Annotated in this window: 8 protein-coding genes; 4 read left to right on the top strand and 4 right to left on the bottom strand. The window is 63.5% G+C overall.

What is annotated here, in order from left to right:
• Window positions 1-51 precede the first annotated feature (51 nt).
• Both gltB and NKH98_RS04770 read left to right on the top strand, forming a co-directional pair.
• Window positions 52-4,782 carry a glutamate synthase large subunit gene (gltB, locus tag NKH98_RS04775; protein ID WP_352896919.1) on the top strand — a complete coding sequence of 1,577 codons (4,731 nt, stop codon included), beginning with the start codon at window positions 52-54 and terminating at the stop codon, window positions 4,780-4,782.
• A gap of 143 nt (window positions 4,783-4,925) precedes the next feature.
• Window positions 4,926-6,380, top strand: coding sequence for a glutamate synthase subunit beta (locus NKH98_RS04770; RefSeq protein ID WP_352799950.1), 1,455 nt, complete (start codon window positions 4,926-4,928; stop codon window positions 6,378-6,380).
• Between the two features lie 36 nt (window positions 6,381-6,416).
• Here the strand turns inward: NKH98_RS04770 and NKH98_RS04765 are convergent, their stop codons facing one another.
• A complete protein-coding gene (locus NKH98_RS04765; protein ID WP_352896917.1) occupies window positions 6,417-7,664 on the bottom strand; it encodes an SGNH/GDSL hydrolase family protein in 1,248 nt (415 codons plus the stop codon).
• A 26-nt stretch (window positions 7,665-7,690) separates the two neighbouring features.
• Window positions 7,691-8,917 carry a lytic murein transglycosylase gene (locus tag NKH98_RS04760; protein ID WP_254816924.1) on the bottom strand — a complete coding sequence of 409 codons (1,227 nt, stop codon included), beginning with the start codon at window positions 8,915-8,917 and terminating at the stop codon, window positions 7,691-7,693.
• 207 nt (window positions 8,918-9,124) lie between these two features.
• Between NKH98_RS04760 and galU the strand changes: the two genes are divergently transcribed.
• Window positions 9,125-10,030, top strand: coding sequence for a UTP--glucose-1-phosphate uridylyltransferase GalU (gene galU / locus NKH98_RS04755; protein WP_352736997.1), 906 nt, complete (start codon window positions 9,125-9,127; stop codon window positions 10,028-10,030).
• Between the two features lie 131 nt (window positions 10,031-10,161).
• Here galU and NKH98_RS04750 read toward each other — a convergent pair whose 3' ends face one another.
• Window positions 10,162-11,919 carry an outer membrane beta-barrel protein gene (locus NKH98_RS04750; RefSeq protein WP_352896916.1) on the bottom strand — a complete coding sequence of 586 codons (1,758 nt, stop codon included), beginning with the start codon at window positions 11,917-11,919 and terminating at the stop codon, window positions 10,162-10,164.
• A 150-nt stretch (window positions 11,920-12,069) separates the two neighbouring features.
• Here NKH98_RS04750 and NKH98_RS04745 point away from each other — a divergent pair, with 150 nt between their 5' ends.
• Window positions 12,070-13,071, top strand: a complete 1,002-nt coding sequence (locus NKH98_RS04745) for a KpsF/GutQ family sugar-phosphate isomerase (RefSeq protein ID WP_254817072.1) — start codon at window positions 12,070-12,072, stop codon at window positions 13,069-13,071.
• Between the two features lie 13 nt (window positions 13,072-13,084).
• Here NKH98_RS04745 and NKH98_RS04740 read toward each other — a convergent pair whose 3' ends face one another.
• Window positions 13,085-13,549: an NfeD family protein gene (locus NKH98_RS04740; protein ID WP_254816927.1), complete on the bottom strand. Its 465-nt coding sequence runs from the start codon at window positions 13,547-13,549 to the stop codon at window positions 13,085-13,087.
• Window position 13,550 lies beyond the last annotated feature (1 nt).

The following is a 13,550-nucleotide window of genomic DNA, read 5'->3' as shown; positions in this document are numbered from 1 at the left end:
GCTTCCCGACGGAAACCAGCGCCCGAAGGGGACGGAACGGAGGACAGGACGATGACGGACATGACGCCATCTGCGACGAAGGCCGCGCAGACGAAAGCGGCAGCCGTCAAAAATCCGTCCCTGACCAATATTCGGCGAACCAACACCGGCTATACCGCGCACGGCCTCTATGATCCGCGCAACGAGCGTGATGCATGCGGCGTCGGCTTCATCGTCAACATGAAGGGCGTGATGTCGCATCAGATCGTCGAGGACGGCCTTGCCGTGCTCGAAAACCTGACGCATCGCGGCGCGGTCGGCGCCGATCCGCTGATGGGCGACGGCGCCGGCGTGCTGGTGCAACTGCCGGACCGCTTCTTCCGCGAGGAGATGGCCAAGCAAGGGGTCGAACTGCCGAAGCCCGGCCACTATGCCGTCGGCCAGGTGTTCATGCCGCGCGACCCGGAGCTGCAGGCGCATATCGAAGGCATCATCGCCGAGGTGGCGCAACTCGAGGGCCAGCCGCTGCTCGGCTTTCGCGACGTGCCGGTCGATAATTCGTCGCTGTCCAAGGCGCCCGACATCGCCGCTTCCGAGCCGGTGCACCGGCAGGTGTTCCTGGGCCGCGGCGCCGAGATCGAGAACGACGACGATTACGAGCGGCGGCTCTACATCCTGCGCAAGGTCATTTCCGGCCGCATCCACGAGGAGACCAAAGGCGTCGACAACGGCTTCTATGTCGTCTCGATGTCGTCGCGGACCATCGTTTACAAGGGCATGTTCCTGGCCTATCAGGTCGGAGCCTACTACAAGGACCTCACCGACCCGCGTTTCGAGACGGCGCTGATCCTGGTCCACCAGCGCTTCTCGACCAACACGTTCCCGTCGTGGAAGCTGGCGCATCCCTACCGCATGGTCGCCCACAATGGCGAGATCAACACGTTGCGCGGCAACGTCAACTGGATGGCGGCGCGCCAAGCTTCGGTCGATTCCGAACTGTTCGGCAACGACATCTCGAAACTGTGGCCGATCTCCTACGAAGGGCAGTCGGACACCGCCTGCTTCGACAATGCGCTCGAATTCCTGACGCAGGGCGGCTATTCGCTCGCCCACGCCATGATGATGCTGATCCCGGAAGCCTGGGCCGGCAACAAGCTGATGGGTCAGGACCGCAAAGCCTTCTATGAGTATCACGCAGCCCTGATGGAGCCGTGGGACGGGCCGGCGGCGGTTGCCTTCACCGACGGCCGCCAGATCGGTGCCACGCTCGACCGCAACGGGCTGCGGCCGGCGCGCTACATCGTTACCGATGACGACCGCGTCATCATGGCCTCGGAAGCCGGCGTGCTGCCGGTGCCGGAGGAAAGGATCGTCAAGAAGTGGCGGCTGCAGCCCGGCCGCATGCTGCTGATCGACCTGGACAAGGGCCGCATCGTTTCCGACGAGGAGATCAAGTCGGAGATCGCGACCAGGCACCCCTACAAGAGCTGGCTCGCCAACACCCAGCTCATCCTCGAAGATTTGAAGCCGGTCGAGCCGCGCGCCCTGCGCAGGGACGTCAGCCTGCTCGACCGCCAGCAGGCGTTCGGCTACACCCAGGAAGACACCAAGCTGCTGATGTCGCCGATGGCGACCACCGGCCAGGAAGCAGTCGGCTCGATGGGCACCGACACGCCGATTTCGGCGATGTCGGACAGATCGAAGCTGCTCTACACCTATTTCAAGCAGAATTTCGCCCAGGTCACCAACCCGCCGATCGACCCGATCCGCGAGGAACTGGTGATGAGCCTGGTGTCCTTCATCGGGCCGCGGCCCAACATCTTCGACCTGGTCGGCAATTCGCGCCGCAAGCGGCTCGAAGTGCGCCAGCCAATCCTGACCAATGGCGATCTCGAAAAGATCCGCTCCATCGGTCACACCGAGGACCGTTTCGACACCAAGACGATCGACATCACCTATGCTTCGAATGAAGGCGCGGCCGGCATGCAGGGCGCTATAGACCGGCTATGCGAGCGCGCCGAGGCGGCGGTCGCCGGCGGCTACAACATCATCATCCTGTCGGACCGTCAGCTCGGCCCGGACCGCATCGCCATTCCGGCGCTGCTGGCAACGGCGGCCGTGCATCATCATTTGATCCGCAAGGGATTGCGCACCTCGGTCGGGCTCGTCGTGGAATCCGGCGAGCCGCGCGAGGTGCATCATTTCTGCTGTCTCGCCGGCTACGGCGCCGAGGCGATCAATCCCTATCTCGCTTTCGACACGCTGCTCGACATGCACAAGCGTGGCGAATTGCCAGCGGAGGTCGATGCCTACGAGGTCGTCTCCCGCTACATCAAGTCGATCGGCAAGGGCATCCTGAAGGTGATGTCCAAGATGGGCATCTCGACCTATCAGTCCTATTGCGGCGCGCAGATCTTCGATGCCATCGGGCTGAAGTCGGAGTTCGTGCACAAGTACTTCACCGGTACGGCGACGCTGATCGAAGGCGTCGGGCTGGACGAGATCGCCGCCGAAACCGTCAGCCGCCACACCGATGGCTTCGGCAACGACCCGGTGCTGCGCAACAGCCTCGAGGTTGGCGGCGAATACATGTTCCGCATGCGCGGCGAGGCCCATATCTGGTCGCCCGATGCAGTGGCGACCTTGCAGCACGCTGTGCGCCAGGGCTCGTGGGAGACGTTCAAGGACTATTCCGCCCAGATCGATAGCGAGACGGCGCAGGCGCAGACCATTCGCGGCATGTTCAAGATCAAGCTTGCGCAAGAGACCGGGCGCAAGAAGGTCGAACTCGACGAGGTGATGCCGGCGGCCGAAATCGTCAAGCGCTTCTCGACCGGGGCGATGTCCTTCGGCTCGATCTCCAGGGAAGCGCATACGACGCTGGCGCGCGCCATGAACGCCATCGGCGGCAAGTCGAATACCGGCGAGGGCGGCGAAGAGGCCGACCGCTATCTGCCACTGCCGGGCGGCGGCAAGAACCCCGAACGCTCGGCGATCAAGCAGGTCGCTTCGGGACGCTTTGGCGTCACTGCCGAATATCTGGTCAATTCCGACATGATGCAGATCAAGGTCGCGCAAGGGGCAAAGCCCGGCGAGGGCGGCCAGCTGCCGGGCCACAAGGTCGACGCAACCATAGCCAAGGTCAGGCATTCGACGCCGGGCGTCGGCCTGATCTCGCCGCCGCCGCATCATGACATCTATTCGATCGAGGATCTGGCGCAGCTCATCTACGACCTGAAGAACGTCAATCCGGCGGCCGACGTATCGGTCAAGCTGGTCTCGGAAGTCGGCGTCGGCACGGTTGCGGCCGGCGTCGCCAAGGCGCGTGCCGACCACATCACCATATCAGGCTATGACGGCGGCACCGGCGCTTCGCCGCTGACCTCGCTCAAGCATGCCGGCAGCCCGTGGGAGATGGGCCTTGCCGAGACGCACCAGACGCTGGTGCTCAACGGCCTCAGGTCGCGCGTCGCGCTGCAGGTCGATGGCGGCCTGCGCACAGGGCGTGACGTCATCATCGGCGCGCTGCTCGGCGCCGACGAGTTCGGCTTCTCGACCGCGCCACTGATCGCGGCCGGCTGCATCATGATGCGCAAGTGCCATCTCAACACCTGCCCGGTCGGCGTCGCGACGCAGGACCCGGTGCTGCGCAAGCGCTTCAAGGGCACGCCCGAGCACGTCATCAACTTCTTCTTCTATGTGGCGGAAGAGGTGCGGGCGCTGCTTGCCGAGATGGGCTACACCCATCTCGACCAGATCATCGGCGACACCGACCTTCTGGAAAAGCGCGAGCTGATCCAGCACTGGAAGGCGCGCGGACTCGACTTCAGCAAGATGTTCTACAAGCCCGATGCGCCACACGCGGCGGTGCACTGGACCGAGCGGCAGAAGCATCCGATCGACGACGTGCTCGACCGCAAGCTGATAGAACTGGCAAAGCCGGCGCTCGAAGCCAGGCAGCCGGTCAGCATCGAACTGCCGATCCGCAACGTCGACCGTTCGACGGGCGCCATGCTGTCGGGTGAAGTGGCAAAGCGCTTCAAGCACAAGGGCCTGCGCGAGGACACGATCTCGGTGAAGCTCACCGGCACGGCCGGCCAATCCTTTGGCGCCTTTCTGGCGCGTGGGATTTCGTTCGAACTGGTGGGCGCTGCCAATGACTATGTCGGTAAGGGTCTGTCGGGCGGCCGCATCGTCATCCGCCCGCCGGAGAACACGAAAATCGTTGCTGCCGAGTCCATTATTGTCGGCAACACCGTGCTCTACGGCGCAACCGAGGGCGAGGCCTATTTCTGCGGCGTTGCCGGCGAGCGTTTTGCTGTGCGCAATTCGGGTGTCGCCGCGGTCGTTGAAGGCGTCGGCGACCACGGTTGCGAATACATGACTGGTGGTATCGTCGTCGTCATCGGCCAGACCGGCCGCAACTTCGCCGCCGGCATGTCGGGCGGCGTCGCCTATGTGCTCGATGAGGCGGGCGATTTCGCCGAACGCTGCAACATGGCGATGGTCGAGTTGGAGCCGGTTCCGGAAGAGGACGACCTGATGGAGAAGCTGCTCCACCACGGCGGCGATCTCGACCATAAGGGCCGTGTCGACGTATCGGGCGATATGACCAGCCACGACGAGGAGCGGCTCTACCAGCTGATCTCCAACCACGTCCACTACACGGGCTCGGTACGAGGTCGCGAAATCCTCGACGATTGGGCGACTTTCCGGCCGAAATTCCGGAAGATCATGCCGGTCGAATACCGCCGCGCGCTGATCGAGATGGAGCGGATGCGCATGAACGTGGCGGCGGAATAGATTTGGAAATTGCCGGGGGCCCATGCGTCCTGGCAACCATCTTCATCAACAATCCTGACCTCGGACTGAAGGTTGCCACGGCTGCCTTATGAGGTTAACGGGTGCGTCGCCAGGCGTACCTTCCGGACAGCAGGGACTGGACTATGGGCAAGGTAACAGGGTTTCTCGAGATCGACCGGCAGGTGCACAAGTACCAGCCGGCTTCCGACCGCATCCGGCATTTCCGTGAGTTCACGCTGCCGATGTCGGACAAGGAGGTCGAGAAACAGGCCGCGCGCTGCATGGATTGCGGCATTCCGTATTGCCATGGACCGACCGGCTGCCCGATCCACAACCAGATCCCGGACTGGAACGACCTCGTCTACAATGGCGACTGGGAAAACGCGATCCGCAACCTGCATTCGACCAACAATTTTCCGGAATTTACCGGCCGCATCTGCCCCGCACCTTGCGAGGAAGCCTGCACGCTGAACCTCGAGGATATTCCGGTCGCCATCAAGACGATCGAGCAGGCGATTGCCGACAAAGCCTATGAAACCGGCCATATTCGGCCCTATCCGCCGGAACGGAAGACCGGCAAGCGCGTCGCGATCATAGGCTCGGGGCCGGCGGGAATGGCGGCTGCCCAGCAACTCGGCCGCGCCGGCCATGACGTTCACGTCTATGAGCGCGAGAGCCGGCCGGGCGGGCTGATGCGCTACGGTATCCCCGACTTCAAGATCGAGAAGCATTATATCGACCGGCGCATCGAGCAGATGCAGGGCGAAGGTGTCAGCTTCCAGTGTGGCGTCAATGTGGGCGTCGATAAGCCGGTCGCCGAACTGCTCGCCGAATATGACGCGGTCCTCTATTGCGGCGGTTCCGAAACACCGCGTCCGGCCAACATCCCTGGCGACGATCTCGACGGCGTGCACGACGCGATGCCGTATCTGGTTCAGCAGAACAAGCGTATCGGCGGCGAGCCGATCCAGTCGGTGGCATGGCCGTCGCGCCCGATCGTCGCCGGCGGCCAGCACGTCGTCGTCGTCGGCGGCGGCGACACTGCCTCCGACTGCGTCGGTACCGCCTTCCGCCAAGGCGCGGTGCGCGTCACCCAGCTCGACATCCGGCCGCAGCCGCCGGAAAAGGAGGACAAGCTGTCGGTGTGGCCCTACTGGGCGACCAAGATGCGCACGTCATCCTCGCAGGCCGAAGGCGCCGAGCGCGAATTCCAGGTGGCGACGCTTGAATTCATTGGCGAAGACGGCCAGCTGACCGGGGTAAAATGCTGCGAAGTCGACGAAAAGCGCAAGCCGATCGCGGGCACGGAATTCGTCATCCGCGCCGATCTCGCGTTCATCGCCATCGGCTTTGCCGGGCCAGCCGCTCGCGGGCCGGTCTCGGAACTCGACGGGCAGATGAAGATCGTAACCGACAGCCGCCGCTCGAAGAATGTCGAGGCCAATGACCGGGACTACAGGACCAGCGTCGAAAAGCTCTATGCGGCGGGCGACGTGCGGCGCGGCCAGTCGCTGGTCGTCTGGGCGATCCGCGAGGGCCGCCAGGCGGCGCGTGCAATCGACGAGGCGCTGATGGGATCGAGCGTGCTGCCGCGCTGAGCCTGTTCCGAAACTCTCCAGAAAGAGGCGCCAGCTTTACTGCCGGATCGCCGTCGTCGTATCGGATGCGGCCGCCGTCGCAGGCTGTGTCTTGGGCGGCCAGGAGAAATCGTCAGCGCGGCCCGGTGAGGCGTCGGGCGCCTTGCCCTCGACGATCAGCCTTTCGCCCGGCAAATTCTTGTCAGCTTTTGCCGGCGGGGCGGCGCCGAGAAGTTCCGAACCGCCGTCCAGCGCCGGATCGCTGAGCAGCATCGGCACGGTGCGATCGACAGCTATCGGCGCGGCAGCAGGTGCCGGCGCCTCGACGGGAGCGCCGGCCGGGGCAGAAGCCGTCACCACGCTTCCCGGCGCGGCCAGCCCCAGGATCTTCATCAGCGGCTTTTCGGTATAGAAGGCGAGCTTGCGCTTGCCGGCCTTCGACATGTTGATGCCGTCGTCGGAGCGCAGGCGCACCGATTGGCCGTTGATGTCCGGTCCGCTGGTGATGAAGGCGCCGTTCTCGTCGACAAACCCGTCCCAGACGTCGACGAATTCGCCGCCGTGGCTTTCGGCGGACGAGCGGAAGATATCGTTGAAGGCCAGCATGTCGGAAGTCATTTTCGAGACCCGGAAGGCCGGCATGCCAACCCACAAATACGGCACCTTGGTTGCGGCGATGGCCTTGCCGAACGCATCGGTCCGGCGCTCGTATTCCTTGGTCCAGTTCTCGGATCGCGGCTGCTCGCGCACATCGCCGACGCGCATCTGCTGCCGGTCGTTGGACCCGAGCATGACGACGACGGCTGCCGGTTTTTCGGCAGCGATCAGCGACTTGACCTGTTCTGGCCAGTTGTAGACATCGTCACGCACGAAGCCGGACGATCCGTTGGCACGGACGACGATCCTGACGCCGGTGTTTTCGGCAAAGGCGGCGTCGAGCCCCTCAGCCAGCCCAGACGCCATGAAATCGCCGACCACCAGAACGACGCGTGCATCCGGCGCCTTCTCGGCCACTGGGGTTGTCGGCTCGGCCGGCGGCGGCCGGCGAACTGACCGGGGCTTTCTCAGCTTGGGCCTGGGCTTTGTTCTCTGGAATTCTCTCTGGAATTCGGGCGGCGGCTGCTCAAACCGCTCGCTTCTGCGCGGAAACAACAGGTCGCGCAGCGACCAGCCACGACTTTCCGGCTCCTGCGCCATGGCCGAGGTATGAAAGGCACTGGCGGCGCAGACGGCCAGAACGGCGATCGCCAGAACCAGAATCGGCACGCGACGAACGATTAACCGGATGCGCGCAGCCGAAACCAATCACCCTCTCCATCCCGTAACCGGCTCTAGTTCTGCCTGAGCCATTTGAGCACTTCCTTGCTCGGATACCCGTCCTGGGTCAAGCCGGCCTTTGCCTGGAAGGCCATGATGGCGGTTTTCGATCCGTCACCGATCTTGCCGTCGAACTTGCCGTCGTAAAAGCCGTGCTCGGAAAGTCGCTTCTGAAGCTCCTGCCTTTCCTCAAAGGAGAGCTTGGTAAACGGTCGCTTCCAGTCCTGCACAAGCCCGCCATAGCCGGCGATTTCGTCGGCAAGAAGGCCCACGGCGAGCGCATATTTGTCGGCATTGTTGTAACGCTTGATGACCGAGAAATTCGTGATCATCAGGAAAGCCGGCCCGCCGCGGCCGCCGGGCAGTTTCAACGTCGCCTTGTCGGCACCGTTCTTGAACGGCTTGCCGTTGGCACGGGTGACGCCCAGCGCCTGCCATTGCGACAGCGACTTCGAGCCTCCGGGCAGCTTCTTGCCGTCCGGAAGGCTGACTTCATAGCCCCAGGTCTTGCCTGCCTGCCAGCCGTTCTTCCGCAGCAAATTGGCGGCTGTCGCCAGTGCGTCGGGAATCGAATTCCAGATGTCGCGCTTGCCGTTGCCGTCCATATCGACCGCATAGGACAGGTAGCTGGTAGGGATGAACTGGGTATGGCCCATCGCGCCGGCCCATGAGCCGCTGAGATGGCTTTCGTCGATGTCGCCGGTCTGCAGGATCTTCAGCGCCGCGATCAGCTGGGTGCGGGCAAATTTCGCTCGCTTGGGGTCGGCATAACCAAGCGTCGCCAGCGAGCGCACGACATTGCGCATGATATCATCGCGCTTGAGGGTTTCGCCGTAGTTCGATTCCATCGACCAGATCGCCAGCAGGATGTAGCGGTCGACGCCGTATCTTGCCTCGATCCTGTCCAGCCAAGGCTTCCATTTCCTTGCCATTTGCTGGCCGACGGCGACCGACTGGTCATGGACGCGGTTGTCGAAATAATCCCAGGCGGGTGCGGTGAATTCGGGCTGAGTACGAGCCTTTTCCAGCACCACCGGATCAGCATCGTTGATGCCTTTGAATGCCTGGTCGTAGACGGAGCCGGAAACGCCGCTCGCCACGGCGGTAGCACGGAAGCTGGCGACCCATTGGCGGAAGCCGGCATCGGCAAAAGCCGGCCCACTGGGCATGAGCAAAGCAAGCGAGAGGCTGGCGGCCGTCAGGACGCTGGTGAAGCGCCTTGCGGCGTTGCGAACGGACATCTTTTCCTCCTTCTTCATCTCAGGAAGACTATTCATCGCCGAACCCGGTTAGCATTTGGTTTACCATAGGTGCCGTGCGGGGTGAAAAGATGCGTCAATGCTTTATCAGCTGAGATTTATGACCCGCCGTTCAGTAATCCTCGATTTCGGCATGAAAATGTCTCGAATCGGGATTGCCGAACAGGCATGCAAATGGATAATTGGCACATGAAGAGAGTTCGCAAGGCAGTGTTCCCGGTTGCCGGTCTCGGCACGCGCTTTCTCCCTGCTACCAAGGCCATTCCCAAGGAAATGCTGACGGTCGTCGACAGGCCGGTCATCCAGTATGTGGTCGATGAGGCGCGCGATGCCGGAATCGAGCATTTCATCTTCGTGACCGGCCGCAACAAGGCGGTCATCGAGGATCACTTCGATGTCCAGTTCGAGCTCTACGACACGCTTGCGCAGCGCGGCAAGGACGACCAGCTCGCCCGCCTGCAGCGGCTGCAGCCGGCGCCGGGGCAGACCAGCTTCACCCGCCAGCAGGTACCGCTCGGCCTTGGTCACGCCGTCTGGTGCGCGCGCGAGCTTGTCGGCGACGAGCCCTTTGCGCTGCTGTTACCCGACATGATCATGCAGTCGGAAAAAAGCTGCATGAAGGATATGGTCGAGCTTTACGCCGAGACCGGCAACAACATCGTCGCCGTGCAGGAATGCGATCCGGCCGAGGCGCACAAATACGGCATTGTCGGCCGCGGCGATGACGCACATCACGGTTTCCGCATCACCGGCATGGTGGAAAAGCCGAAGACCGGCACGGCGCCGTCGAACCTCTACATCAACGGACGCTACATCCTGCAGCCTGAGATATTCAAGATACTCGAAGGCCAGGAAAAAGGCGCCGGCAACGAGATCCAGCTCACCGATGCAATGCTGAAGCTGCAGAAACAACAGCCCTTCTACGGCTATCATTATCGCGGGCGCACGTTCGACTGTGGCTCGCCCGAAGGCTTCGTCGAGGCCAACGTTGCCTTCGCGCTGTGGCGCAGCGACATGAATGGAAGCATGGCCGGCGTCATTCGCACGCTTCTCGACGAACTCGCGCCGTCAGAGCGCCGCGGCCTAGCCTTGTAGTGTCAGCACCGGTTGCCGCGCTGGTCGGCGAAAGCGCGCCGCGTTCGATCGGCCTCATGCGACGCGCTTAGGCTCTTGTTTTATGCCAGTCGTTATCGCAAAACCGCTGCACACCTTTGCGCGACATGCATTTAGCGCTGCAACTTCACGCCAACGAAAATGCTATTGGCCGTGTAGTCGCGTCCAACCAGGTTGCTGGTCAGTTTTTCAGTCCTGGCGCGGGTGGTGAGCCCGGTGTAGCGGTTCAGCCACCACGTCAGCCCTGCCTCGGCGCTCAGCGTCAAATCATGATCGTCGGAGCCGGTATAGTCGCGCCATTCAAGGCCGAGCGCGGCATTTCCGGTCAGGTTGGCGCGGATCTGCCGCTCGCCCGTGAGGCTGCCGGAATAGAGCATGGAGCCGCTTTCGCCCGCATTCGTCGTGTTCTCGGCGGTCGTCTGTGCGGTGAGCCCGATCGTGGTGCCGCGTTCGGGCGACCATTTGAGATCGGCATTGACCGTCGCGCCCGAAATCGCCGGCAGGGCGTCGTCGTCGATAGCTTCGCGCAGCCAGCCGACCGAGAACTCGCCGGTAAGCTTCTCGCGGAGATCGAGCTCGACGCCGGCCCGTGCGCCAAGCCTTGTCGAGGAGCGCTGGAAGCCGTTTGGATCGACGCGCAAATCATAAGCGCGCCGGCCGATCTCGATTTCGGTGAACGGCGTGATGGCAGGCGAGATCTCGTAACCAGTGCGCAAAATCGCCGTGTAGAGCGTCGAGTCGCGGCCCTTCTGTGACAGTGATCCGCCCGACGAAAGCTTAGCGTCGCCAAAGATGTCGTGCTCGACCGCGCCGGTCAGCGCGAAGCGCATCTTGCCGGCATCCTTCTCGACGGCGAGACTGCCGTTCACTGTCTGGCGCACCGGCTGGCCAACGGCGCCGACGACTGCGTCCGGCGCCGAGGCGGATTCGGGCACGGCCTCATAGCCCAGCTTGGCGATGGCGCGCAGATCATTGTCGAGATCGATGTTGAGTGTGCCGTCGATGTGGCCTTGCGCCTCGTGAATGTCATAGCCGGACAAGGTTTCGCGGAAGATGCCATAGCCCTCAACCGTCGCCGAATTCTCCCGCCAATCGGAGACGGCGTTGAAGCGCAGCGTCGTTTCCGACAGCAGGGCCGGCTTGCCGAGGCTGCTCGAATCGGCGTTTGTCGAAGACGTCAGGCCTTGCTCGAGCGTCGGCCGGATCACGAACGAGCCGAGCTTGATGCCGGTGGCGGCGAACGGGTCGTCCTCGTTCTTTTTGTTCTGGCCTTCGATGGCTTCGGTGCGCTCGGCGCCGGGGTCGAGCCTGAGCCTTTCGGCGGAATCGATGGTCACCGCACGGCGGTTGGCCGTATCCTGCTCGTCTATGGCGGCGGTATCGGTGTCCTTGGTCGTCGCTGCAGTCGCGGTTCTCTTGCTCGTATGGCTGTCCGTGGTCTCGGCTTCGGCGTAGGCGGCGTTGGCGGCGCGCGTTGCGCTTGGCCGCCGTCGCGGCGGCGGAGGAGGGTTGTCGGGAAATGGGTCGCCGCTGGCCGCCGGCGGATCGAAAGTGCCGCCGGTTGCGGCCGCTTCGCCCGTGCCGTCGTCAGGCAACGCCCCTTGGCTGGCCGGACGATAGGTAGGCAGCGGCGTATTGTCGTTGGGAGTTGCAGCCGCCTGGGCGGCTTCGGTTCCAGCCATGCTCGTTTGCCTGATCTTGTACTGCTGGTCGTCCAGGATTGGCGAATCCGAAACCTCGCCGCGCAGCTCGGTTTCCTGGGCGCAAAGCAGTGTCGGGCGCGACAACGCAAAGACAGTGGTTGCCAGCAGCAATGAGCAGACCGCCTTGCCCTTTCGTCCCATTTTGTTTTGAGGCTGAAACCCGGACATCGGCACCACTGCTTGCGCGGCGCACGCGCGCCATACTTACGAAACCGTAAATGGGGATGGTTAACGGAGCGTTGAGGGATGGCCCGCCAGGGTGTTCGGGGCGGCAATTCCGTTGGACAGGCGCGCGCCGAAGCGCTAATCGCATCGTCCATGGACGTGAAATCCCCAGACAGGAAGCGGCACGACGGGCAGGCCGCGATTGCTTCGGCGCTGAGAACGGTGGCGACAGAGCAGGCCGGCGTCGCGGCATTGGCCGACGCGCTCGAAAACGGGCTGGCCGAGCCGTTCGCACGGGCCGTCGACATGGTGTCGCAGATCGATGGCCGCGTCATCGTCACCGGGGTCGGCAAAAGCGGCCATATCGGCTCGAAGATTGCCGCAACGCTCGCCTCGACCGGCACGCCGGCCTTCTTCGTTCACCCTGCCGAAGCCAATCACGGCGACCTCGGCATGATCGCCAGGAACGACGCCATCATCGCGCTGTCGTGGTCGGGGGAAAGCCTCGAGCTCAAGGGCATCATCGCCTATTCGAGGCGCTTCTCGATCCCGCTGGTTGCGGTCACTGCGGGCGAAAAATCGGCACTGGCGCGTGCGGCCGACGTGGTGCTTCTGCTGCCGCGAGCACCGGAAGCCTGCCCGCACGGGCTTGCGCCGACGACCTCGACGCTGCTGCAAATGGTGATGGGCGATGCGCTGGCCATCGCGCTGCTCGAGGCACGCGGCTTCACCCCGGACCATTTCCGCACGTTCCATCCCGGCGGCCAGCTCGGAGCCAACCTGACGCAGATCCGCGAGATCATGCATGTCGGCGACAGGCTGCCGCTGGTGTCGTCCGGCACCGGCATGCGCGAGGCAATCCTCGAATTGTCGCGCAAGGGGTTTGGCTGCGTGGCGGTCACTGCCGCGGACGGCAAGCTGATCGGCATCATCACCGATGGTGACATCAGGCGCCATATCGGCAGCGATCTCTTGGCCATGAGCGTCGATCAGGTGATGACCAGAGAGCCAAAAATGGCCGCGCCCGACACGCTGGTGGCGACGGCGCTGCAGACGATCAACGACTCGGCCATTACCAGCCTGATGGTGGTCGAAGGCAGGCGGCCGATCGGGCTCGTCCATCTGCACGACCTGCTGCGTATCGGTGCTGCCTAGTCTGGCGAGTTTTCTAGACCGCCTCGACCGTCAGTTCCAGATCGGTATCAGCGGCACCCGTCACGCGCACCTGCGTGCCGGCCGGGAGGTCGGGGCCGGAGACACGCCACAACGTGTCGCCCAGCTTGATGCGCCCGCGCCCGTCCTTGATCGGCTCGGCAAGGGTCGCCGTCCGGCCGACCATCTGTGCGCCGCGGCGGTTGAGCAGGGGCTGGTCGGTCTCATCGTGGCGTCCGCCCACCAGCCGCTTGCCGACATAGGCCGAGACCAGCGACAGCACGAGGAAGGCGACGACCTGGACCTGCCAGGTCCAGAAACCGGCGTCCCAGATGAGCAACGAGACGACGCCGATCAACAGCGCGGCAATGCCGATCCACAGCATGAAAATGCCGGGCGCGATGACCTCCATCACCAGCAGGATGAGGCCGAGGACCATCCAGCTCCACGGGCCGAGTTCGGAAACAATGCGGTCGAACATG

Origin of the sequence: Mesorhizobium sp. M0833 (genome assembly GCF_040319905.1) — a bacterium.
Taxonomy (GTDB): Bacteria; Pseudomonadota; Alphaproteobacteria; order Rhizobiales; family Rhizobiaceae; genus Mesorhizobium.
This window is presented reverse-complemented; position numbering and strand designations above follow the sequence as displayed.